At 71.2% G+C, this 23,870-nt stretch carries 17 protein-coding genes; 8 read left to right on the forward strand and 9 right to left on the reverse strand.

The window, feature by feature from the left end; all coding sequences use genetic code 11:
- The first annotated feature begins 31 nt into the window (after positions 1–31).
- Positions 32–319: a hypothetical protein gene (locus OG801_RS03400; protein ID WP_406033643.1), complete on the forward strand. Its 288-nt coding sequence runs from the start codon at positions 32–34 to the stop codon at positions 317–319.
- 7 nt (positions 320–326) lie between these two features.
- On the opposite strand, the gene OG801_RS03405 is transcribed toward OG801_RS03400, so the two are convergent.
- Positions 327–1,406 (reverse strand): NAD(P)-binding domain-containing protein, encoded by a 1,080-nt coding sequence (locus OG801_RS03405; RefSeq protein WP_355020982.1) that lies wholly within the window; start codon positions 1,404–1,406, stop codon positions 327–329.
- A 124-nt stretch (positions 1,407–1,530) separates the two neighbouring features.
- On the opposite strand from OG801_RS03405, the gene OG801_RS03410 reads away from it, so the two are divergent.
- The 5 genes from OG801_RS03410 to OG801_RS03430 all read left to right on the forward strand — a co-directional run bounded on the left by OG801_RS03410 (position 1,531) and on the right by OG801_RS03430 (position 8,229).
- Entirely contained in the window at positions 1,531–2,871 is a 1,341-nt protein-coding gene (locus OG801_RS03410) for a cytochrome P450 (RefSeq protein ID WP_406033645.1), read from the forward strand.
- 8 nt (positions 2,872–2,879) lie between these two features.
- Positions 2,880–4,469 (forward strand): succinic semialdehyde dehydrogenase, encoded by a 1,590-nt coding sequence (locus tag OG801_RS03415; protein WP_406033647.1) that lies wholly within the window; start codon positions 2,880–2,882, stop codon positions 4,467–4,469.
- Positions 4,466–6,004 (forward strand): class I adenylate-forming enzyme family protein, encoded by a 1,539-nt coding sequence (locus OG801_RS03420; RefSeq protein ID WP_406033649.1) that lies wholly within the window; start codon positions 4,466–4,468, stop codon positions 6,002–6,004. Before OG801_RS03415 ends, OG801_RS03420 begins: the two co-directional genes overlap by 4 nt.
- Positions 6,001–6,831: an SDR family oxidoreductase gene (locus tag OG801_RS03425; protein WP_406033651.1), complete on the forward strand. Its 831-nt coding sequence runs from the start codon at positions 6,001–6,003 to the stop codon at positions 6,829–6,831. Before OG801_RS03420 ends, OG801_RS03425 begins: the two co-directional genes overlap by 4 nt.
- An 87-nt stretch (positions 6,832–6,918) precedes the next feature.
- Positions 6,919–8,229 (forward strand): APC family permease, encoded by a 1,311-nt coding sequence (locus OG801_RS03430; protein WP_406033653.1) that lies wholly within the window; start codon positions 6,919–6,921, stop codon positions 8,227–8,229.
- Here OG801_RS03430 and OG801_RS03435 read toward each other — a convergent pair.
- Together OG801_RS03435 and OG801_RS03440 are read right to left on the reverse strand one after the other, a co-directional pair.
- Positions 8,152–9,543, reverse strand: a complete 1,392-nt coding sequence (locus tag OG801_RS03435; RefSeq protein ID WP_406033655.1) for a PLP-dependent aminotransferase family protein — start codon at positions 9,541–9,543, stop codon at positions 8,152–8,154. The two genes, OG801_RS03430 and OG801_RS03435, sit on opposite strands and share 78 nt — an antisense overlap.
- A gap of 61 nt (positions 9,544–9,604) precedes the next feature.
- Positions 9,605–10,183, reverse strand: a complete 579-nt coding sequence (locus OG801_RS03440; RefSeq protein ID WP_355020975.1) for an AAA family ATPase — start codon at positions 10,181–10,183, stop codon at positions 9,605–9,607.
- Between the two features lie 50 nt (positions 10,184–10,233).
- On the opposite strand from OG801_RS03440, the gene OG801_RS03445 reads away from it, so the two are divergent.
- The gene (locus tag OG801_RS03445; RefSeq protein ID WP_406033657.1) at positions 10,234–14,871 is read left to right on the forward strand and encodes a DEAD/DEAH box helicase; all 4,638 of its coding nucleotides are present in this window, start codon (positions 10,234–10,236) and stop codon (positions 14,869–14,871) included.
- 4 nt (positions 14,872–14,875) lie between these two features.
- Complete coding sequence (locus tag OG801_RS03450; protein WP_406033658.1) at positions 14,876–15,628, forward strand: DNA-formamidopyrimidine glycosylase family protein; 753 nt, start codon at positions 14,876–14,878, stop codon at positions 15,626–15,628.
- A gap of 3 nt (positions 15,629–15,631) precedes the next feature.
- On the opposite strand, the gene OG801_RS03455 is transcribed toward OG801_RS03450, so the two are convergent.
- The 6 genes from OG801_RS03455 to rimO all read right to left on the reverse strand — a co-directional run bounded on the left by OG801_RS03455 (position 15,632) and on the right by rimO (position 23,865).
- Positions 15,632–15,874: a hypothetical protein gene (locus OG801_RS03455; RefSeq protein WP_355020972.1), complete on the reverse strand. Its 243-nt coding sequence runs from the start codon at positions 15,872–15,874 to the stop codon at positions 15,632–15,634.
- 113 nt (positions 15,875–15,987) lie between these two features.
- Positions 15,988–16,275 (reverse strand): helix-turn-helix domain-containing protein, encoded by a 288-nt coding sequence (locus tag OG801_RS03460; RefSeq protein WP_040754988.1) that lies wholly within the window; start codon positions 16,273–16,275, stop codon positions 15,988–15,990.
- A 60-nt stretch (positions 16,276–16,335) separates the two neighbouring features.
- Positions 16,336–16,821 carry a CinA family protein gene (locus OG801_RS03465; RefSeq protein WP_355020971.1) on the reverse strand — a complete coding sequence of 162 codons (486 nt, stop codon included), beginning with the start codon at positions 16,819–16,821 and terminating at the stop codon, positions 16,336–16,338.
- A 62-nt stretch (positions 16,822–16,883) separates the two neighbouring features.
- Positions 16,884–21,617 carry an ExeM/NucH family extracellular endonuclease gene (locus OG801_RS03470; RefSeq protein WP_406033661.1) on the reverse strand — a complete coding sequence of 1,578 codons (4,734 nt, stop codon included), beginning with the start codon at positions 21,615–21,617 and terminating at the stop codon, positions 16,884–16,886.
- A 186-nt stretch (positions 21,618–21,803) separates the two neighbouring features.
- Positions 21,804–22,451, reverse strand: coding sequence for a CDP-diacylglycerol--glycerol-3-phosphate 3-phosphatidyltransferase (gene pgsA / locus OG801_RS03475; RefSeq protein WP_355020969.1), 648 nt, complete (start codon positions 22,449–22,451; stop codon positions 21,804–21,806).
- A gap of 10 nt (positions 22,452–22,461) precedes the next feature.
- Positions 22,462–23,865 carry a 30S ribosomal protein S12 methylthiotransferase RimO gene (gene rimO / locus OG801_RS03480; protein ID WP_406036332.1) on the reverse strand — a complete coding sequence of 468 codons (1,404 nt, stop codon included), beginning with the start codon at positions 23,863–23,865 and terminating at the stop codon, positions 22,462–22,464.
- Positions 23,866–23,870: the final 5 nt, after the last annotated feature.

Below are 23,870 nucleotides of genomic sequence, written 5' to 3' on the forward strand. Positions count from 1 at the left end.
TCTGGTACGACTACACGCCCGGCGGCGACGCATGGTTCGTCACGGGAAAGGACTCGCTGAAGACGAGACTGATCCGCGCAGCAGGACGCTGCACGCGCTGATGGTCGAGCGCCTCGAGCCGACGGTCAGGTACGTGTCGATCGAAGGGCCGGTACAGATAGCGGATGCCGCCGAGGGCGAGGCGGAGGCGATGGCGCGGCGGTACCTGCCTCCCGAGGCAGCCGACGCCTACCTGGCGCAGGCGGCGAACTTTCCGCCCGAGGTGACGATCCGGCTCACGCCGGAGCACTGGATCTCGGCCGACCTGGGCTCGCTGTGAAGGAGGCTCACCGAGCCGCGAGCCGACCCTCCTCGGCCAGCTGTCGCCGGACCGCGAGCGCTGCGGCCCGGCCGGCACGGCTGGCCCCGATGGTGCTCGCGGAGGGACCGTAGCCGACGAGCTGGACACGCGGGTCGTACGCAGCGGTGACGGCGGTCTGGACGTCGGCCGAGCCGCGCAGCAGCGGGATCCCGCCATGAGAGCTGCGCAGGTGAAGCGGAGCGAGGTGGGTGACGGCGGGGCGGAACCCGGTGGCCCACAGGATCGCGTCGACACGCTCGAAAGCCCCCGAGTCCCATCGGAGCCCGTCAGGCTCGATCCGCGCAAACATCGGCAGCCGGCGCTCGTAGACCCCGAGTCGAGCGGCCTCCTGCTCCTGCGGTCGCAGCGAGAGACCGGTGACGCTGACGACGCTGGCCGGCGGCAGGCCGGCCTCGACCCGCTCGGCCACCAACGTCACCGCCTCGCGCCCACGCTCGGCGTCGAAGTCGGAGCGCCAGACCGGCTCCCGCCGGGTCACCCACAGCACCGAGGTGATCGGCGCGAGCTCGCCGAGGAACTGCACCGCCGAGGCTCCCCCGCCGACCACCGCGACCCGTGAGCCCCGAAAATGCGAGGCGCCCGGATAGTCATGGGTGTGCACCTGCTCCCCGAGGAACGTCGAGGCCCCGGGGTAGTGCGGGACGAACGGCCGAGTCCAGGTCCCCGTCGCGTTCACCAGCGTCCGGGTGAACCAAGTGCGACCGTCGGCCGAGTGCACCGCGAGCAGGTCGCCGACCGAGGTCACCGAGGTGACCTTCACCGGGCGCTCGACCGGCAGGTCGTGCAAGGTCTCATAGGTCCCGAACCATCCCGGCACGGCGACGTTGGCCCGCTCCCCCGACTCCCCCGGCGCCCGCCCGTCCGGCAGATCCGCGACCCCGTGGACGTCGTGCATGGTCAGCGAGTCCCAGCGGTGCTGCCAGGCGCCACCGGGACGCCGCTCGGCGTCGAGCACGACGTGGCGTACGCCCAGACGGCTGAGGTGGTAGGACGCCGACAGACCGGCCTGACCGGCACCGATCACCACTGATTCGTAGCTCTCCACGGACACTTCAACAACGGACAAGGCCCATCCATGCCCCGCGAAATACTGCGGGAACACGTTCTACTTGACTACCCTCGGCAGAGTCACTCGGGACCGGGAGGTCGGACACGATGGATCAGGCACCATGACAGCGACCGAGGCGCTACGCGAGATCCCGCGACTCGCGCCCGGCGACCGCGGCCTCCCCTGGATCGGCCGGCTGCTGGACTACTCCCGCGACCCGGTCGGCTTCTATCGACACCAGTGGGAGACGTACGGTCCGGTCTCGCCGTTCTTCCGTGCCGGCGAGGCCGGGGTGGTCGCGCTCGGACCGGACGCGTGCGAGGCGGTGCTGCGCAACAAGGACAAGGCCTTCGCCAACGGGCCGGCCTGGGGGCAGATCGTCGGTCCCTTCTTCGACCGCGGCCTGATGCTGCTCGACTTCGAGGAGCACCACGCCCATCGCCGCATCATGCAGGAGGCCTTCACCCGGGACCGGCTCGCCACCTACACGACCGCGATGCACCCGGCGATCGCGCAGGGCATGCGCGGCTGGGCCAACGCGCCCGCGTTCCAGGCCTATCCGCGGCTCAAGCAGCTCACCCTCGACATCGCCGCGGACATCTTCATGGGTGGTGCGGCCGAGACCAGCCGAGCCGAGATGGACCGGGTCAACAAGGCGTTCATCGCCTGCGTGCAGGCGGCCGCCGGTGTCGTACGTGGCGATGTGCCGATGACTCGCTGGGGCAGGGCGTTCCGCGGCCGCAAGGTGCTGGACGGCTTCCTGCGCCACTACCTGCCCGCCAAACGCGCCACCGCGAGCGACGACATCTTCTCGGTGCTGTGCCACATCGAGACCGACGACGGCGAGCGGTTCAGCGACGAGGACGTCGTCAACCACATGATCTTCCTGATGATGGCCGCGCACGACACCTCGACCATCACCTCCTCGACGATGCTCCAGTACCTCGGCCAGCATCCGCAGTGGCAGCAGCGCTGCCGCGAGGAGTCCCTCGCGCTCGGCGAGGCGCCGACGATGCAAGAGATCGACGGCCTCACCAGCCTCGACCTGGTGATGCGGGAGGCGCTGCGGCTGCGCGCCCCGGTGCCGGCGCTGATCCGGCGTACGGTCAAGGAGACCAGCCTCCTCGGGGTCCGCATCCCGGCCGACATGGGCGTGATGGTCGGGGTCCAGTTCAGCCACATGATGGAGGAGTACTGGACCAACCCGAGCGTCTTCGACCCCGAGCGCTTCGCGCCGCATCGGCGCGAGGACAAGAGCCACCGGATGGCGTGGGAGCCGTTCGGCGGCGGGGTGCACAAGTGCATCGGGCTCTACTTCGCCGGTCTCGAGGTCAAGTCGATCCTGCACCGGCTCCTGCGCAACTACCGATGGAGCGTCTCCCCCGGCTACCGCGCGCCCCTGGACAACAGCTCGCTGCCGTTCCCGAAGGACGGCAACCCCATCCAACTGACCCGGATCTGAGGAGATCGATGACCACCAAGACAACGGAGGCCGAAAGCGTACGTCCCGGATGGGTCGACGAGGCACGGCTCGCCTCCTGGACCCGATGGGTGGCCTGCGCGGTCTCCGGAGGTGACGGCACGCTGACCGCGACCGCGCCGTACGACGCCCGGCCGACCTCTCCGGTGCCGTCCGTGACCGCCGCGGACGTCGCCGAGGCCGCGGCGGCAGCGCGGGCGGCCCAGCCCGACTGGGCCACGCTGGCCTTCCAGGACCGCGCCGAGGTCATGCTCCGCTTCCACGACCTGCTCGTCGAGCGCCAGGAGGAGGTGCTCGACCTGATCCAGTGGGAGATGGGCAAGGCCCGCTTCCATGCCTGGCAGGAGATCCTCCAGGTCGGCACGATCGCCCGCCACTACGCCCGGCGCGGCCCGACGTACCTGGCCGACAAGCGGGTCCGCGGAGCCATCCCCGGCATCACGTCCGTGAAGGAGGTGCGGGTGCCGAAGCAGGTCGTCGGGATCATCTCGCCGTGGAACTACCCGCTCTATCTCGGGGTCGGCGACGCCATCCCGGCGCTGCTCGCGGGCGCGGCCGTGATCAGCAAGGCCGACCCGCAGGCGCCGCTGACGCTGCTGTGGGCGAGGGCGCTGATGGCCGAGGCCGGGCTCCCCGAGCACGTCTGGCAGGTCGTCACCGGGCCGGGCGCGGCCACCGGTGAAGCGGTCATCGACAACGTCGACTACATCGCTTTCACCGGCTCGACGGCCACCGGGCGGATCGTGGCCCAGCGTGCCGCGGGCCGGCTGATCGGCGCCTCGCTCGAGCTCGGCGGGAAGAACCCGCTCATCGTCCGCCGCGACGCCGACCTCGCCCAGGCGGCTCGTGGCACGGTGATGGCGGCCTTCGCCAACACCGGTCAGATGTGCGTCCACATCGAGCGCGTGGTGGTGCACGAGGACGTCTACGACGCCTTCCGCCAGGCACTGGTCGCCGAGACGGAGAGCCAGGTCGTCGGACAGACCTTCGACTACTCCGCCGACGTCGGGTCGCTGGCCTCGCAGGCGCAGCTCGACAAGGTCACCGCCCACGTCGCCGACGCGGTCGCGAAGGGCGCGACGGTGCTGGCCGGCGGCGAGCCGCTGGCCGAGGTCGGTCCGTACGCCTTCGCCCCGACGATCCTGGAGGGCGTGACCGACGAGATGGACCTGTGTCTCGGTGAGACCTTCGGCCCGGTTCTTGCGCTCTACCGCGCCGACAGCGACGAGGAGGCGGTCCGGATCGCCAACCAGGGTGAGGCCGGGCTCTCGGCGAGCGTGTTCAGCAAGAACGTACGCGAGGCCGACATGATCGCTCGGCGCATCCGCGCGGGCGCGGTGAACATCAATGACGGCGCCGCCCTGGCGGCCGGGAGCATCGAGGCAGGTATGGGTGGCATGGGATCGAGCGGATTGGGCCGACGGCACGGCGCCGACGGGATCCGGAAGTTCACCGACGCCCAGACCGTCGCCGCCTCCCGGATGGGCCCGATCGGGCCGTTCAAGGGCCAGACGGTCGAGAAGTTCGTGGCGCTCGGCAACGGGCAGCTCAAGGCGCTGCGGAAGCTGGGTGCCCGATGAGCGCGCAGCCCGGCGAGCACAACCTGGCGGTCCTGGCCGAGGAGTCCTATGCCCGCCACGGTGACCACCCGATGGTCTTCTTCGAGGGCACCTGGCACTCGTCCAAGGAGATCGCCGAGCGGTCAGCGCGGGTCGCCGGCGGCCTGCGCGGGCTCGGGATCGAGCCCGGCGACCGGGTCGTGGTGCTCACCATGAACACCCCGGAGGTCTTCGTCAGCTACCGCGCCCTGTGGCGTCTCGGCGCGGTGGTGACCCCGGTGATCTTCCTGCAGACCCCGCCCGAGCTGCGGCACATCCTGGGGGACTCCGGAGCCACGGCGGCCATCGTCACGCCCGAGCTGCTGCCGCTGGTGCAGGCTGCCGGCGAAGGTCTCGAGCTCACCGTCGTCGTGGCCGGGGACGTGCCTGAGGGAACGGATGCGGTGGCGTACGAGAGCCTGGAGAGCGCCGACCCGATCGACATCGCCCCGCGCGGTGACGACGATCTCGCGGCGCTGCTCTACACCGGCGGCACCACCGGACGTGCCAAGGGCGTGATGCTCAGCCACCGCGGGCTGTGGGAGTCCGGGCACGCCCTCCACCGGGTCGGGGAGAGCCAGGGCACGACACGGTGGCTGCTGCCGCTGCCGCTCTCCCATGCGTACGGCCTGATCGTGGTGATCAGCGGGATGCACTCGTCGCGTCCACAGAGCTCGGTGCTGCAGCGGTGGTTCGACGCCAAGGGGTGGCTCGAGCTCGCCCAGGAGCACCGGGTCGAGTCGAGCACCGTGGTCCCGTCGATGCTGCAGATGCTGCTCGACCAGCCCTACCAGGACTACGACCTGAGCTCGCTGCGCTCCTTCGGCAGCGGTGGCGCGCCGCTGCTGCCGGCACTGCGCGAGAAGGCCGAGGAGGCCTTCGGCGTGACCATCCTGGAGGGCTACGGCTGTACGGAGTCGAGCGCGGTCATCGCCGCCTCGACCGTCGAGGAGTCGCGGCCCGGCAGCGTCGGCAAGCCGCTCTCGCACGCCGAGGTGATCATCGCCGGGCCGTCCGGTGAGCCGGTCCCGACCGGCGAGGAGGGCGAGATCTGGGTGCGTGGCCCCGGGGTGATGCAGGGCTACTGGAACGACCCGGCCCAGACCGCCGCCACCGTCGTCGACGGCTGGCTGCACACCGGCGACATCGGCCACTTCGACGCCGACGGCTACCTCTACGTCGACGACCGGATCAAGGACCTGATCATCCGGGGCGGGTTCAACGTCTTCCCCCGCGACGTCGAGGACGCGCTCCTCGCCCACGAGGCGGTCACCGCCGCCGCGGTGGTCGGGCGCCCGGACGCTCACAAGGGCGAGGAGGTGGTCGCGGCCGTCGCCCTCCATCCCGGCGCACGCACCACCCCCGAGGAGCTGATCGCCTTCGTCAAGACGCGGCTCGCGCCGCACAAGTACCCCCGCGACGTGCTGATCCTCGACGCCGTCCCCGTCACCAGCGTGGGCAAGACCGACAGAAAAGCCGTACGCAGCTTGGTCCGCACCACCGAAGGAGAGTCATGACACGCCAGATCGAGGGAACCGCCGTCATCGTCACCGGAGGCGCCCGTGGCATCGGCCGCGCCACGGTCGAGCGGCTGGCCCGCGCCGGGGCCTCGGTCGCCGTCGGTGACCTCGACCCGGACCTGCTCGACGATGTGACCGCCGAGTTCGGGTCGCGGGTGAGGGCCGCACATCTCGACGTCACCGACCCCGCCTCCTGGCGTACGTTCCTCGAATCGGTCGAGGACCTGGGGCCGTGGGACGTTCTGGTCAACAACGCCGGGATCATGCCGCTCGGGTCGGTGCTGAAGGAGGAGGACGCGCTCACCCGGGCGATCTTCGAGGTCAACGTGCACGGCCCGATCAACGGGATCAAGGCGGTCGCGCCGGCGATGGTCGATCGAGGTCAGGGTCACATCGTCAACGTCGCCTCGGCGGTCGGGCGGGTGCCGGTGCCGGATGCGGCGACCTATTCGGCCTCGAAGTTCGCCGTCGTCGGCTTCTCCGAGGCGCTGCGGATGGAGCTGGCGCCCTCCGGCGTCGACGTCTCGCTCATCCTGCCGGCGGTGGTGCAGACCGAGCTGGCCGACGGGGTGCCCCAGGCGAAGGGGATGAAGCCGGTCACTCCCGAGGACGTCGCGGCCGCGATCGAGTCGGTCATCCGCGAACCGCGGCCCGAGGTCTGGGTGCCCAACTGGACCCAGGCCCTGACCAAGATCACCCAGGCGATGCCGCGCCGGTTCCAGGACTTCGTCGACCGTGCCACCAACGCCTCGCAGCTGCTCGCCGGCGTGGATCCGGCGGCGCGGGCGGCGTACGAGAAGCGGGTGCGGCGCAACGTACGGTAGCGCCCGATTTGGCCCAGGGATTGGCCCAGGAGACGGGGGCCTGATTGGCCGGGCGCGGAGGGCTCAGCGCTCACTAGCGTCACGCTTGTGAAGAACGACGGACTCTCCGTGCCCCAGGGCGCGGCTCTCACCCTCGGTGCGGTGCTCGGCACCGGTGTCATCTCCCTGCCCGCGCTGGCGGCGAGCGAGGCCGGACCGGCCTCGCTCGTGGCCTGGCTGGCGCTGATCGTGCTCTCGGTGCCGCTGGCGGCGACCTTCGCCGCACTGGGGGCGCGGCATCCGGACGGCGGCGGGGTGGCGACGTACGCACGGCTCGCCTTCAACCAGCACGTCGCGACGATGGTCGGCTGGGCGTTCTACCTGACGATCGGCGTGGGGGCGCCGGTCGCGGCGGGGTTCGGCGGGGCGTACGTCGCCGATGCCTTCGGCGGCGGCCAGGGCATGTCGCTGGCGGCGACGGCGGCGATCATCGTGCTGGTCACCGCGATGAACTGGTTCGGGATCAAGGTGTCCGGAGGCGTGCAGCTGGCGATCGCCGGGGCGATCGCGGTGCTGCTCGCGGTGGCGGTCGTGGTGGCGCTGCCGCATGCCGAGCTGGAGCGGCTGACGCCGTTCGCGCCGCACGGGTGGGGTTCGGTCGGCACCGCGGCGGCGATGCTGGTGTGGGCGTTCGCGGGGTGGGAGATCCTCTCCTCCCTCTCGGCCGACTATCGCGACCCGGCGCGCGACATCCGCCGGGCGACCGTCATCGCGCTGGTGGTCGTCACGGTGCTCTACCTCGGGATCGCCTTCGCCACGGTCGCGGCGCTCGAGTCCACCTCCGGAGCCGCGCCTCTGGCGGACCTGCTCGTGCTCGGCTTCGGGGAGCCCGCGCGGCCGGTCACGGCCGTGGTCGCCGTGCTGCTCACCATCGGGGCGATCAACGCCTACTTCGCCGGCGGCTCGCGGCTCGGGGCGTCGCTGGCCCGTGAGGGCGGTCTGCCACGCGCCCTCGCCGCTCCGGCGTCCGAGATCCCGCGTCGCTCGCTGCTCGCGATCTGCGCCGTGGCGCTCGGCACCCTCGCGGTGACCTGGGCCGCGGACGCCTCGACGGACGCGGCGCTGCTGATGGCCTCGGGGACGTTCTCGCTGCTCTACGTGGTGGGCGCGGCCGCCGCGCTGCGGCTGCTGCCGCGGGGCGGGCGGTCGTGGTGGGCCGCGGTCTGCTCGCTTGTCGCGGCGCTGATCCTGCTGGGTCTCACCGGCGCCCATCTGCTCGGCCCGGTGCTCTGCGGCGGGGCCGGTCTGGCCTGGTCGCTGGTCGCGTCACGCCGAGAGCGGTCACGCCCAGTCCGCGAGGGTGGCCAGCAGCTCGAGCCCGCGGGGCAGGCTCTCTGTCCGGACGGCTCCGTAGCCTAGGACGAGCCCGTCGCGTCCAGGCAGCAGGCGATGAGCGGCGATCGTGTCCAGCGCCAGCCCCTCGGTAGCGGCACGCTCGGGCAGGTCGGCGGGGAGCTCCGCGTAGGCGGACAGGTGCAGCCCGGCGGCCGACGGGAGCACCTCGACCGGCCAGGTGGAGAGGGTTTCGAGGAGAAGCGAGCGGCGCTCGGCGTACGTCTTGGACGCCTTGCGCACGTGACGGGCGAGGAGGCCCTCCTCCAGAAAGCGGGCCAGGGCGGCCTGGGGCTGGACGGAGCCGAAGCCGTCGCCGAGCTGCTTGGCTGCCAGGAGGCTGTCGACAAGGGATCCCGGGGCCACCAGATAGCCGGTGCGCAGGCTCGGCAGCAGCGACTTGGAGAAGGTGCCGACATAGATCACCCGGCCCTGGTCGTCGAGGGCGTGCAAGGGTTCCAGGGGCCGCTCGGTGAACCGGAACTCGCTGTCGTAGTCGTCCTCGACGATGCCCGCGTCATGCGTGTTCGCGAAGGCGAGGAGAGCTCGGCGGCGTGGGAGGGAGAGGCGTACGCCGAGCGGGAACTGGTGGCTCGGGGTCGTGTAGACGAGCCGGGCCTGCTCCGGGATCTCCGCGACGACCAGCCCTTCCTCGTCGACCGGGACCGGCACGACCCGGGCGCCGTGAGAGGCGAAGAGGTCGATCGCGGACGGGTAGCCGGGATCCTCGACGGCGACGACGTCACCCGGCTCCAGCAGCACACGGGCGACGAGATCGAGCGCCTGCTGGGTGCCGCTGGTGACCACGATCTGCCCCGGGTCGGCCCGCACCCCGCGGTGGTAGGCGACCGTGTGCGCCAGCGCCTCACGGAGCCTCGGCAGACCGGCCGGCGAGGCGTAGGTGCCGGGATTGTGGCCGCGCAGCCGCGACTCGGCCGCGAGGATCCGCCGCCAGGTGTCGAACGGGAAGAGCTCGGCGTCGGGGATCCCCACCCGCAGGTCGTACGCCGGGACCGCCGCCTCCGCGCTCGTCGGCCGCGGCGCCCAGCGCCAGCCCGGGCGCGGGGTCAGCGACCCGGGGGCGCGGTCCTTTAGCTGTCGCGTGGTCTCGGCGACGTACGTCCCCGCGCCCACGCGCGACTCCAGGAACCCCTCCGCGACCAGCCGCTCATAGACCGTGGCGACCGTGTTCCGGGAGACGCCGAGGTCCTTGGCCAGCGCCCGGCTCGCCGGGAGCCGGTCGCCCGCCTTCAGCCTGCCGTCGCCGAGCGCGTCGCGCAGCGCCTGATAGAGCGACGCGGATCGTACTGCGCGGTCGGTCAGGTCAAGCGCTAGGTCCACAGCGGGATTTGACCACACCCGGGCGCCGAGCGCGCGATGGTTTCAGGACAGCCTGCGCAACTCAGGGATCGGTCGGCAGTCCGAGGCGGGTGATGATCTCCTCGGCGGTCTCAGCCGCGGACAGGCGGGTGTTGTCGACCACGGTGTGCGGGAAGTGCAGCGGAAATGGCATCTCCGGGCCGGTCGAGAGCACATGGCGCTCGTTCCAGTCCACGGCGTTGGCCCTCGCCCACTCGGTGTCGCGCTTGGACGGCTTCGCGGCCAGCCGCTCCGGGGTGCCCTCGCGGCTCAGACGGGTCGACATGTCGGCGTACAGCTCGACGCAGTCGACCTTCCCTCCCGCCTCGACCACGGGAGCAACCAGCCTGGTGACGGCCTGCGCGTCCTCGGGAAGCTCGAGCGCCCAGACATAGGTGACGATGAGGCCGGGGAGCCCGGAGGCCACCGCCTCCTCGATCACCCTTCGCCGAAACTCGTCCTTGAGCACGCCGAACGACGGCATCTCCCAGTCGAATACCTCCAGCAGCGGCTCGATCGTGGCGTGGTTGTGGAAGAGGCGGTACGGCGTACGTGCCGCGATCTCCCGGCCCACGCTCATCTTGCCGACCGCCGGTGGGCCGAAGAGGTTGATGAGATGCATGGGGTCAGTGTGGCCGCTGAGTGTCGGTGGTCGCGACTAGGTTTGTCCCCATGAGCACGTCCCAGGCGTTGGCGCGGTTCAGCGACCCGACACGTACGTGGTTCGCGGCCGCCTTCGCGGCGCCGACCGCGGCTCAGGCCGGTGCCTGGGAGGCGATCGGGGCGGGCCGCAACGCGCTGGTGGTGGCGCCCACCGGGTCGGGGAAGACGCTGAGCGCGTTCCTGTGGTCGATCGACAAGCTGCTGAGCGAGCCGGTGCCCGAGAAGAAGCAGCGCTGCCGGGTGCTCTACATCTCCCCGCTCAAGGCGCTCGGCGTGGACGTGGAGCGCAACCTGCGCAGCCCCCTGGTCGGGATCCGGCAGACCGCCGAGCGGCTGGGCGTGGAAGCGCCTGAGGTGCGGGTCGGGGTGCGGTCCGGCGACACGACAGCGGCCGACCGGCGCAAGCTGACCACCGCTCCCCCGGACATCCTGATCACCACGCCCGAGTCGCTCTTCCTGATGCTCACCAGCCAGGCCCGCGAGACGCTGCGGAGCGTCGAGACGGTGATCGTCGACGAGGTCCATGCGGTCGCTGCGACCAAGCGCGGCTCCCATCTGGCGCTGACGCTGGAGCGCCTCGACGCGCTCCTGGACAAGCCTGCCCAGCGGATCGGGCTGTCGGCGACCGTGCGCCCGCTGGAGGAGGTCGCGCGCTACCTCGGCGGCGCCCAGCCCGTCGAGATCGTCGCCCCTCCTGCCGAGAAGCGCTGGGACCTCAGCGTCGTCGTGCCGGTCGAGGACATGACCGCGCCGAGCGCCTACGGCGAGGAGGAGGAGGACGACGATCCGCAGCGGGCCTCCTCGATCTGGCCCCACGTCGAGGAGCACGTCGCCGACCTGGTCACCGCCCACCGCTCCACCATCGTCTTCGCCAACTCGCGCCGGATCGCGGAGCGGCTGACCGCGCGGCTCAACGAGATCGCCTCCGACCGGGTCTTCCAGGCCGGGCCGCCTCCCGCGCAGGTGATGGCGCAGTCGGGGCAGTCCCACGGCGCGGCCCAGGTGATCGCGAAGGCTCACCACGGCAGCGTGTCCAAGGAGCAGCGCGCGCTGATCGAGGACGACCTGAAGTCCGGCCGGCTGCCGGCGGTGGTAGCGACCTCCAGCCTCGAGCTCGGCATCGACATGGGTGCGGTCGACCTCGTCGTCCAGATCGAGTCGCCACCCAGCGTCGCCTCCGCTCTCCAGCGCGTCGGGCGAGCCGGCCACCAGGTCGGAGAGGTCTCCCGCGGGGTGCTCTTCCCGAAACACCGCGGCGACCTCGCTCAGACCGCGGTCAGCGTGCAGCGGATGCGGCAGGGCCTGATCGAGTCGATGAGCCTCCCGGCCAACCCGCTCGACGTACTCGCCCAGCAGATCGTCGCCGCCACGGCGCTGGACACCTGGGACGTCGACGAGCTGTTCACGCTCGTCAGAAGGACGGCGTCGTACGCCACCCTCCCCCGCTCCGCCTACGACGCCACCCTAGACCTGCTCGCCGGGCGCTATCCGAGCGAGGAGTTCGCCGAGCTGCGGCCGCGCATCGTGTGGGACCGGGTCGCCGGGACCGTCACCGGGCGTCCGGGAGCGCAGCGGCTGGCCGTCACCAGCGGCGGCACCATCCCCGACCGCGGGCTCTTCGGGGTCTACCTGGTCGGCGAGGGCACCGGCAGGCGCGTCGGCGAGCTCGACGAGGAGATGGTCTACGAGTCCCGGGTCGGCGACGTCTTCGCCCTCGGCGCGACGAGCTGGCGGATCGAGGACATCACTCACGACCGGGTGCTGGTGACCCCGGCTCCCGGCATCCCGGGACGCCTGCCGTTCTGGAAGGGCGACTCTCTCGGCCGGCCCGCGGAGCTCGGCGAGGCCGTCGGCGCCTATACCCGCGAGCTCGCCGCGCTGCCTGCGAAGAAGGCCGAGGCGCGAGCGCAGGAGGACGGCCTCGACGCCTACGCCGCCGCCAACCTGGTCACCTACCTGCACGAACAGGCCGAGGCCACCAACGTCCTCCCCTCCGACAGCAACATCGTCGTCGAGCGCTTCCGCGATGAGCTGGGCGACTGGCGGCTGGTGGTCCACTCCCCCTACGGCCGCCCCGTCCACGCACCGTGGGCGTTGGCGATCAACGCGCGGATCCGGGAGCGCTACGGGGTCGACGGGCAGGCGATCGACAGCGACGACGGCATCGTGATCCGGCTCCCCGACACCGATGCCGAGGCGCCGACCGGCGAGATCATCGTCTTCGAGCCCGACGAGATCGAGGACCTGGTCACCACCGAGGTCGGCGGGTCGGCGCTGTTCGCCAGCCGCTTCCGCGAGTGCGCGGCGCGGGCCCTGCTCCTACCCCGCCGCGACCCCGGCCGGCGCTCGCCGCTGTGGCAGCAGCGCCAGCGCTCCGCCGCCCTGCTCGAGGTCGCCTCGCAGTACCCGAGCTTCCCGATCATCCTCGAAGCCGTACGCGAGTGCCTCCGCGACGTCTACGACCTCCCTTCCCTCGTCGGCCTTCTCCGCCGCATCGAGCGGCGGGAGATCTCGATCGTCGACGTCGCCACCCCGACCCCCTCGCCCTACGCCCAGTCGCTCCTCTTCGGCTACGTCGCCCAGTTCCTCTACGAGGGCGACTCGCCCCTCGCCGAGCGCCGCGCCGCCGCCCTCACCCTCGATCAGGGCCTCCTCGCCGAGCTGCTCGGCCGCGCCGAGCTTCGCGAGCTCCTCGACCCCGAGGTCCTGACCGAGGTCGAGTCCGAGCTGCAGCGCCTCGCCCCCGGCCGGCGCGCCCGCGGCGCCGAAGGCATCACCGACCTCATCCGCACCATCGGCCCCCTGACCCTCGAGGAGATCACCGCACGGACCACCCCTGCCGAGGCGTCGGGCGCGTCGGCCGAGACGTCACGTACGTCGGCCGAGACGTCACCGACTGACGCCTCGGCCAGCGCGAGTGACGCCTCGGCCGACCGGGGTGACGTCTCGGCGATGCTGGAGGATCTCGCCACGACGCGGCGGGTCGTCGAGGTGCGGGTTGCCGGGGAGGCTCGGTGGGCGGTGGTCGAGGATGTGGCCAGGCTCAGGGACGGGCTGGGGGTGGCGGTACCTCCGGGCGTACCGTCGGCCTTCACCGAGCCCGTCGAGGACCCGGTCGGCGACCTCGTGTCGCGGTACGCGCGCTCGCACGGTCCGTTCACGGCCGCCGACGTGGCCTCGCGGCTGGGGCTGGGCGAGGCGGTCGTCCGGCACACCCTGGCGCGGCTCTCGGCGCGCGGGCGGGTACTCGACGGGGAGTTCCGGCCGGGCGGGAGCGGGCTGGAGTGGTGTGACGCCGACGTTCTCCGCATGCTGCGCCGACGCTCGCTGGCCCGGCTGCGCAAGGAGGTCGAGCCCGTCGAGCCGGCAGCGCTGGGCAGGTTCCTGCCGGCGTGGCAGAAGACGTCCGTACGCAAGGGCGCACTGCGCGGGGTCGACGGGGTGCTGAGCGTCGTCGACCAGCTCGCCGGCTGCCCGGTCCCGGCCAGCGCGCTGGAGAGCCTGATCCTGCCGGCCCGGGTGGTGGACTACGAGCCCGCGTTCCTCGACGAGCTGACCTCCGGCGGCGAAGTGCTCTGGGCCGGCCACGGCACCCTGCCCGGCACCGACGGCTGGGTCTCGCTGCACCCGGCCGACACCGCAGAGCTCACCCTGCCGGCGCCCGCTGAGATGCCGCCCGGACCGCTCGCCGAGCGGCTCCTCGAAGCCCTGGCGCCCGGCGGTGCCTGGTTCTTCCACCAGCTCGCCCGGACCATGGCGGCCGACAGCGAGGCGACTCCGAGCGACGCCGATCTGAGCGCGGCGCTGTGGGAGCTGGTCTGGTCGGGGCGGGTCAGCAACGACACCCTGCTGCCGTTGCGGGCGCTGACCCGTTCCGGCACACCGTCGCACCGCTCCCGCCGGCCACCGCCGCGCGCCCGGGGCGGGCGCTACACCGGCGGTGCCCGGATGCCGGCCCGAGCCGGTCTTCCGGAGACGGCCGGGCGATGGACGATCCTGCCCGAGCCCGATTCCGACCCGACCAAGCGCGCCCACGCGGCGGCCGAGCGGCTCCTGGACCGCCACGGTGTGGTCACCCGCGGGGCGGTCCAGTCCGAGCGCACCCCCGGAGGGTTCGCCGCCGTCTACAAGGTGCTCAGCGCATTCGAGGACTCCGGCCGGGCCCGCCGGGGCTACTTCGTCGAGGGCCTGGGCGCGGCCCAGTTCGGCACCGCGGGCTCGGTCGACCGGCTGCGTACGTTCTCGCGGGTCGAGCCGGCCGACAAGCCGGTCGCCCTCGCGCTCGCCGCGACCGACCCCGCGAACCCCTATGGCGCGGCCCTCCCGTGGCCGGTCGCGGAGGAGGGCCACCGGCCCGGCCGCAAGGCGGGCGCGATCGTGGTGCTGGTCGACGGCGAGCTGGCGATGTACGTCGAGCGAGGCGGCCGCACCCTGCTGACCTGGTCGGAGGAGCCCAACCTCCTCGAGCCCGGCGCCGAGGCGCTCGCCGAGGCGGTCCGGAGAGGGGCGCTGGGACGGCTCACCGTCGAGAAGGCCGACGGCGCCCCGCTGCTCGGCTCGGGAGACACCCCGCTGCGCCAGGCGCTCCAGTACGCCGGCTTCGTCGCCACCCCGCGCGGCCTGCGCCTGACCTCGCCGAGCAGGTGAGGTCGTGCCCGAGGGTGACGCGGTGCTCCGGACCGCCCGCAGGCTCGACAAGGGGCTGGCAGGGCAGGTGCTCAGGCGTACGGACTTCCGGGTGCCGCAGCTGGCCACGGCGGACCTGTCCGGCGGCACCGTGCGAGCGACGCTGACCCGCGGCAAGCACCTGCTCACCCGGATCGACCACCGCACCGGAGAATGGACGCTGCACACCCATCTGAAGATGGAGGGATCGTGGCGGGTCCTCGAGGCGGGCCGGCGCTGGCCGAAGCCCGGCTTCCAGGCGCGCGTGGTGCTCCGCACCGAGAAGACCGAGGCCGTCGGCTTCCTCCTCGGCATCGTCGAGCTCGTCCCCCGCGACCAGGAGGAGCGACTGGTCGCCCACCTCGGCCCGGACATCCTGGCCGACGACTGGGACCCCGACGCAGCCCTCGAACGTCTCGTCCGGGAACCCGAACAGCCACTCTTCGACGCGCTGCGCGACCAGACCAACCTGGCCGGGATCGGCACGATCTACGCCGCTGAGACCTGCTTCATCGCCGGGATCAACCCGCTGCGTACGGTCGCGGATGCCGGCGACCGACTCCCCCGGCTCCTTCAGCGCACCCGCGACCTGATGCAGGCCGACTGGTCACTCTCACGGCAGATGTGGGTCTACGGCCGCCGGGCATGCCGACGCTGCGGCGGCACCGTGACCGTCGCCAAGGTCGGCCCGCCGGGCAAGGAGCGCCCGGCCTACTACTGCGCGAACTGTCAGGCCTAGCGGCTAGCAGCCGTGGAGCAGGCGCAACCGGATCTGGGCGATCCGGACGCGGGTGTCACGCATGTGGCGGGCGACATGCGTCCGCTCGCCGGGAGCGACCGAGGTGAACTCGTCGCGAAGGATGTTCAAGGTCTCCTCCAGCCCGAAGAGCTCGGCCTCGAGCAGGTCGGGTGAATGCACGTCGCCCTCGAGAAACGGTGACGGCACCGTCAGGTCTGGAAGCTCGTTCTCGACTGCCATGGTCATCGCACCATCTCCCCATGAATGCGCGAGCCCGTGGTGGGCTCACATCGGCAAGGAGACGGAGCGGTCCGCGTTGAGACACGGACGCGAGAAACTCCCCCAGATTGGGTAGAGAATCAGGCGGCTGCGGCGTCGGCCGCGGCGCGGACCGGCATCCGGAGGATGGTGGCCTCTTCGAGGGCGACCGCGTCGGAGACGTCGCGAAGTACGTCGGAGAGGGCGACGTCGAGGGCGCTGCAGAGCGAGGCGAGGAGCTCGGAGGAGGCTTCCTTCTGGCCACGCTCGACCTCGGAGATGTAGCCGAGGCTGACTCGCGCCTCCGCGGAGACCTCACGCAGGGTCATCCCACGCTCCAGCCGCTGGGCACGAAGCACCTCGCCGAGAAGTCGACGGAAGAGCACCATTGCGGTCAGCCTCCTACAGTTCACAAGTCACCGACATCTGGGTGACGTCTGGCTCCAACGCTACCTGACCCTTCGATGTTCCCGCCGAAGTAGTCCGAGTAGTTCATCAACAGCGAACAAACACGTATCACGCTGGATCTCTGCGCGCGAGCCCGACAGCCCGAGAAGCGTCGTTGTTTCACCGTGCGGACCGGAAACGCCCAGATAGACCGTCCCGACGGGCTTTCCCTCCTGCTCCTCGGGCCCGGCCACGCCCGTAGTCGAGAGTCCGTACGTCGCCCCCGACCGCTCCCGTGCCCCCGCGGCCATCGCCGCCGCGCACTCCGCGGAGACCACCCCGACGGTCTCGATCACCGAGACGGGGACGCCCAACAGGGTGTGCTTCAGCTCCGTCGCGTACGTCACGAAGCCTCCGCGAAACGTCTTCGACGCACCCGGAGGCTCGGTGAGCATCGCGGCCAGGCGTCCGGCAGTCAGGGACTCGGCGGTGGCCACTGTCGCTCCGATCTCACGCAGCGCGGCGTTCAGCTCCTCGACGGCACTCATGGCGATGACGGTAGCGGTCCGGTCGTCGCAGTGACGACCGGACCGCTAGCGGCGAGCCCTGCTCAGCTCAGCGGCTTCCAGGGACCGTATGGAGCACCCGGCCGCTGGTTGCGGGTCCACCACTTGGCCTCGTAGCGCTTGCCCTGATGGACCACCACGTCACCGGCGGTGAAGATCCGCGACGGTGTCCAGATGGCGGTGCCGTCCGCGGCCGTGAGGATCTCCTGCCATGGGCCGTAGGGGTTGCCGGGCTTCTGGTTGGTCGTCCACCACAGCGCCCGCCACAGCGAACCGGCGTAGGTCACCTCGTCACCGGCACCGTAGATGGTGCGCGCGTCCCAGGCCGGGGCCTGCGGCGCCGCCTCGCCGACCGTGATCGGCACCAGCACGCTCGTCCCTGTCGTCGAGCCGACGACGGTCAGCTGGGTCGCACCTGACAGCGCCGTCGAGGGCAGGGTGACCGAGACGGTGGCGGTGCCGTGGTCGTCATAGACAGCCGTGCCGACGGTGTTGTCGACCTCGGCGGTGCCGAGGACGGTGTCACCGAGCCTGACCTCGACCGACGGGTCGGTGAGGTCCTGGCCCGTCATCGCCAGGGAGGCGAGGTCGAAGGTGACCGTGTCGCCCGGGGCGTACTCCTCGGGAGCGTCGGCCGGGAAGGCGACCTCGACGGCCCGCTGGCCGTAGTCGACCGGGAGGGGTGCCTCGGCGGTCTGCTCGGCGAGGTAGTCGACCATCGCGGACAGGTCGATCTTGCCGGTGTCGCGCTTGTCGACACCGTTGGCGAGCTCGTGGAAGTTGTCACCGCCGGAGGCGAGGAACGAGTTCACCGTGACCGAGTAGGTCTCCTCCAAGTCCAGCGGCGAACCGTCCAGCCACATCCCCGTCACCGTGCCCAGCGGCGTCCCTGGACGAGCCGGGTCGTCGGACTGGGTGTAGGTGTAGGTGAACCCGTCGGAGACGCCGAGCCTCAGGAACGGCCGCGACGGCACGCCGCCGGACGCGTCCCGCTGCCACTGCTGCTCCAGAACCGTCTTGATCTGCTCGCCGGTGAGGTCCATGTTGACCAGGGTGTTGGCGAACGGCTGCACGAGCGCGGCCTGCTTGTAGGTGATGTCCCGGGCATCGCCCGACGCGGTGCCGGCCATGTCGGCCCTAAGACCGCCGGGGTTCATGAACGCGATCTGAGCCTCGCCCGACTCCGGCGCCGAGGTCGCCCAGCGCTGCACCTCTGCCACCGTGTTGCCGAGAGTCGACTCGCCACCTCGGTTCTCCGTGGTGCCGTTGGCGAGCTTGGCACGATTGAGCGGCGCCTCGATCTGGCCGAGCACCTCGGCACCGAGCTCGTCAGCCTTGACGACCGCCTCGGAGACGATCTGCTCGGTCGCCTCGTCGGGTTCGAAACCGCCTCCGGCCAGCGCGACCAGGCTCGTGGAGAGCCCCTCGACCTCGCCGGTGGACGGGTCGACGGTGTAGACGAGCCGGTTCAGGTTGACGCCGTACTGCCCGGCGGAGACCACCGGACGCTCCTTGACCTCGCGGTCGGACCACTCGGTGACCGGGAAGGAGCAGTCGTACGCCAGGTGGGTGTGCCCCGAGACGATGGCGTCCACGTTGGCGTTGACGCCGGTGACGATGTCCCCCCAGGTCGTGCCCGGGTCGTCCATCGCGGCACAGTTGATCGACGGGGCGCCCTCGTGGACGAGCATGACGACCAGGTCGGCGCCCTGCTCCTTGAGCTCGTCGGCGTACGTATTCGTCGACTCGACGATGTCACCGACCTCGAGATCCGCGATGCCGGCCGGCGACACCAGGGCCGGGAGCTCCTCGGTGACCGCTCCGACGAAGCCGACCTTGACCCCGGACATCTCCTTGATCCAGGTCGCCGGGACGGCCGGGTCGCCGGTCTCCTTGAGGGTGACGTTGGCCCCGATGTATGCCCACTCGGCACCGCCCTCGGGGTTGGTCTCGGCGTCGTACTCCGCCATCACCCGGTTGACCAGGTCGTCGTAGCCCGCGTCGAACTCGTGGTTGCCCACCGCGCTGACCTCCAGGCCCGCCTCGTTGAGCGCGTCGATGGTCGGCTTGTCGTGCTGGATGAACGACTCGAAGGTGGAGGCGCCGATCAGGTCACCGGCAGCGGCGAAGACCGTGTTGGGGTTCTCCGCACGCATCTGCTTGACCGCCCCGGAGAGGACTGCGGCGCCCGCCTCGGCTCCGTTGGCCTGGATCCGGCCGTGGAAGTCGTTGGTGGCCAGCAGCTGTACGTCGACCGGTGCCGCGTCCGCGGAGATCCCGACGACCACGGGGTCATGGTCGGAGGAGCGCCACGGGCCGGCCTGGTGCAGATCGGTGCCGGTGTAGTTGTAGCGGCTGTACTCCTTCAGGATCGGCTCACCGGAGTTGACGTTCCAGATGTCGGTGCCGGTCACCCGGGCCTGGAGCGACCCGTTGAGGAGCACGTGGTCGAGGGAGCCGACCAGGCCGGAGAAGAGGTAGCTGTACTCCTCGTTGCCCGAGACCTGCTCGGAGTCGGCGTAGCCGGCCTCGTAGAGCACCTGCAGCGGATCCTCGGCGGTGTAGGAGTTGAAGTCACCAGCCAGCGCGACGTCGGAGACATCCGCCTCCTCCTGCACCGAGGTGACCCAGTCGCGCAGCGCGGTGGCCTGGCGCACCCGGGACTCGTTCGAGGCACCCTGGCCGTCCCCGGTGTCGCCGTCGCCCGGCCACGGGCCGGCCGAGCCCTTGGACTTGAAGTGGTTGACCACGAAGAGGAACGGCGCGCCGCCATCGGCCGCCTCGAAGACCTGCCCGATCGGCTCGCGGGCGTTGCCGAAGGCCTGGTCGTCGTTGCTCTGGTCGCCCAGCGCGAGGGACTCTCCGACCCTCTCGACCGAGCCCGGCTTGTAGATGATCGCGTTGGTGATCACGTCCATGCCGCCGTCCGGGAGCTGCTCGGAGACCGGGTTCGCGGCCCAGGTGCCCTCCCCGGCATCGGCGTTCAGCGCGGCGACCAGCGACTCTGTCGCCTCGCCCGGGGTCTCGCCGAGAGTGGTGGAGTTCTCGATCTCCATCAGGCCGACGACGTCGGCGTCGAGCGCATTGATCGCAGAGACGATCTTGGTCTGCTGCCGCTCGAAGTCCTCCGGGTCCCAGGCGCCGCGCTGGTCGCAGCCGCCGGAGACGTTGTTGCCGTCGCCAGCACGGTCGACGTACGCCTCGCAGCCGCCGTCACCGACGTTGTCGTCGTCGGCGTCGCCGAGGGTGGTGAAGTAGTTGAGCACGTTGAACGAGGCGATCTTCAGATCGGCGTCGCCGAGCTTGGCGGCGTCGGGGGCCTCGGTGCGGCGGTTCTCGAACTCGCCCGGCCACGTCGACGGGTCGGCGTCGATCGGGGCGGTCGGCTGGAGCCGATAGGTCGGTGCCGAGGGCGAGCCGCCCTCGGTGAGGATGACCGGGTCCAGGTCGGCGGAGGCACCGACGAGGATCGGGGCGTCGTTGGAGAGCCAGGGAAGGTCGGCGTCGGTCGGCACCCGCCAGGAGGTGGAGCGGCCGTCGTCGAGGATGATCCGGCGGGCGGCGTTGTCGGCCTCGACAGCGGCGGCCTCCGCCGAGCCCGGACGGGCGACCTCGGTCGGCTGGGTCAGCGGCTTGTCGCCGGCGGCGAGACCCAGCTCGCCATAGACGGTGGAGCCGGTGTAGGTGTCGGCCACGGTGAGCACGCCGGGCGCGAAGAGCATGCCCTCCAGCGACTCCTTCTGCGCGGACGTACGCGGCCACTCGGTAGTGACCGGCTCGACCGCGTCGGTGCCGTCGACGACGATGGCCGCGGCGGCGCTGACCTCGACCTCGGTCAGACCGGCGTACTCCTTGACCAGGCCGGTCACGGCGACCTTGTCGCCGGGCGCGACGGTGACGGGGCCGGCAGCCTGCGTCTGGTAGACGAAGACCGCGTCGGAGGCCGGGTGGTCCGCGAGCGAGCGCTCGCCGCCGGTGCCGGCGGTCTGGAGGTAGAAGCCCGAGAGCCCACCGGAGGGGTACGCCGCGGTGACGGCGCCGACGGTGGTGACGGTCTCGCCGACCAGCGGGCTGGTCGTCCCTTCGCCCTGGATCTCGGCCGGGGAAGCCTCGATCGGGTCGCCGGGCTCCTCGGGGTCCTCGCCGCCCGCCGACGGGGTCGGGGTCGGCGTGGTGCGGGTGAAGTCGGCGGAGTTGTCGTCGGTGTCCACACCGTCGGTGCGGCTCAGGGACTGGGTGGCGGTGGCGGTGGCACCCGCGGGTGCACCCTCGAAGGAGGTGGCGCCCGACGTACCGAAGAAGTCGACCATGCCCTCGACACCGACGGTCGACCCGGAGGTCGCGATCACCGCGATGCCCTCCTGGAGGGAGACCTGCCCACCTGCCGCAGCCATCGAGACGGCCGGCGACGCGGTGTGGTCGGGGGTGGGGAGTGCCTCGCCGGTCGCACCGGTCGCCGACATCTGGATCAGGTAGTGCGCACCGGCCGGCACCGAGCCGGACAGCGCCTGCGGGGCGCCACCGCTGCCACCGGCGGCGGAGCGGTAGTGGATGGCCAGACCGTCGAGGCCGATCGCCTCGGCGCTCGGGTTGAAGAGCTCGACGAAGTCCGCGTTGTAGGCCGCGCCGGAGTTGCCTCCGGCGCCGTAGACCTCGGAGATGACCAGGTTGTCCCCCGCAGGCGAGGCCTGCGCGACCGGGACAGCCACTGCGTACAGACCGGCGGTGGCGACCGTGAGGCCCACCGCCGAGCCGAGCAGCGTGCGTGCTGACAGCATGAAAGACGACTCCCCGCGTGAGGTGAAAGAGTGAGTGCGCCAGCCGGCCTGCCCGATCAGTGCGATCGCTGAGGACCGACCGAAACGACGTGACTCTAACCCGGCGTACGCCTCGGTGGGGGCGCCTTGAGGTGAACGTCAGGTAACGGAGTTACAACTAGTGGAAATGGTCCAGACCACTCGTCGCTACTCGGCGCCGCCGCGCAGCGATGCCCGCTGCTTCCACACGCCGTGGAAGAACTGGGCGCCCGACCACATCGTCAGTGCGACCGCGACGGCGAGGCAGATCTGGAAGGCGTAGAAGAGCAGTTCCCAGACCAGGGCGTCACCGAAGGCACCGCCGTGGGCCGAACCGTGCGGCAGCGGCAGCAGCAGGCCGCCGAGGGCGACCGCCTGCACCGTGGTCTTGATCTTGCCGAGCTGGTCGGCGGCGATCACGATCTTCTTGAGCACCGAGAGGCGCAGCAGCGTGACGCTCCACTCGCGCAGCAGCACGATGATGGTCACCCACCACCAGATGTCGCCGACGATCGAGAGGCCGATGAAGGCCATCCCGGTGACCGCCTTGTCGGCGATCGGGTCGGCGATCTTGCCGAAGTCGGTGATCAGGTTGTGCTTGCGAGCCAGGTCGCCGTCGATCTTGTCGGTGATCATGGCCAGCACGAAGATCACGAAGGCGACCCAGCGAAGCGTCGGGTTGTCACCGCCGTCGGCGAGCAGCGCCCAGGCGAAGAACGGCACCGCGAGGATCCGCAGGGTGGTCAGCGCGTTGGGTACGTTCCAGTTGCTCGTCTTCTGCACCGATTCCTCGGGGGCAGTGCTCTCGTCGTTCACGCGGCGAACCCTATCCGTTTACTTCGGCGACCAAGTCAACGCCTTCGGAGGCGATGACGGTCGCGTTCACGAGATCACCCGGACGTACGCCCTCGACGTCCCCTTCGAGGGAGGTCATGCCGTCGACCTCGGGCCCCTGATGGGCGGCCCGGCCGAGGATCTCGCCGTCCGCGACCTCCTCGACGAGCACGACGACCTGCTCGCCGATCCGCTCCTCGGCGCGCTGGGCGGTGAGCTCCTCGACGAGCTCGTTGACGTGCTCGACGCGGGCGCGGATCTCGTCGGCGTCCAGCTTGAGCGACTCGTCGAAGCCGGCGGCCTCCGTGCCCTCCTCGTCGGAGTAGCCGAAGACGCCGGTGACGTCCATGCGCGCGGCGACCAGGAAGTCGGTCAGGATCTCGAGATCCTCCTCGGTCTCACCGGGGAAACCGACGATGACGTTGGACCGCACCCCGGCCTCGGGCGCGTAGCCGCGGATCTGCTCGAGCAGGCCCAGGAAGCTCTCCGGGTCACCGAACCGCTTCATCCGCCGCAGGACGGCGTTGGAGGCGTGCTGGAAGCTCAGGTCGAAGTAGGGCGTCACGCCCGGCGTGGTGGCGATGACCTTCAGCAGGTCGGGCCGGGTCTCGGCGGGCTGCAGGTAGGAGACGCGTACGCGCTCGATGCCGTCGATGGCGGCCAGCTCCGGCAGGAGCGTCTCGAGCAACCGGATGTCGCCGAGGTCCTTGCCGTAGGAGGTGGAGTTCTCCGAGACCAGGAAGAGCTCCTTGACGCCCTGCTCGGCCAGCCACTGGCCCTCGTGGAGCACGTCGGAGGGGCGCCGCGACACGAACGAGCCGCGGAACTGCGGGATCGCGCAGAAGGTGCAGCGCCGGTCGCAGCCGCTGGCCAGCTTCAGCGGCGCCCACGGGGCGTCGTCGAGCCGCGTACGTCCCGCGAAACCGGGCACCTGGTCTACGGCGGCCATGCCGGGGACCGAGATGGCGGAGGCGTCGCGCTCGACCGGGGAGATCGGGAGCAGCAGGCGCCGGTCCTGAGGTGTATGCGGGTGGTGGGCCTCGCCGCTGAGGATGGCGCGGAGCTTGGCGGCGATGTCGGGGTAGTCGTCGAACCCGAGCACCGCGTCGGCCTCGGGGAGCTCGGCGGCCAGGTCCTTGCCGTAGCGCTCGGCCATGCAGCCGACGGCGACGACGGCCTGCGCCTTGCCCGTCTCCTTGAGGTCGGCGGCCTCGAGCAGCGTGTCGACCGAGTCCTTCTTCGCCTGCTCGACGAACCCGCAGGTGTTGACGACCACGGTGTCGGCCTCGTCCGGGTCGGCGACCAGCCGGAAGCCTCCGGCCGTCAGCCGGCCGGCGAGCTCCTCGGAGTCCACCTCGTTGCGGGTGCACCCGAGGGTCACCATGGCGACCGACAGGAGTG

This window comes from Nocardioides sp. NBC_00163 (assembly GCF_045206295.1).
GTDB lineage: Bacteria > Actinomycetota > Actinomycetes > Propionibacteriales > Nocardioidaceae > Nocardioides.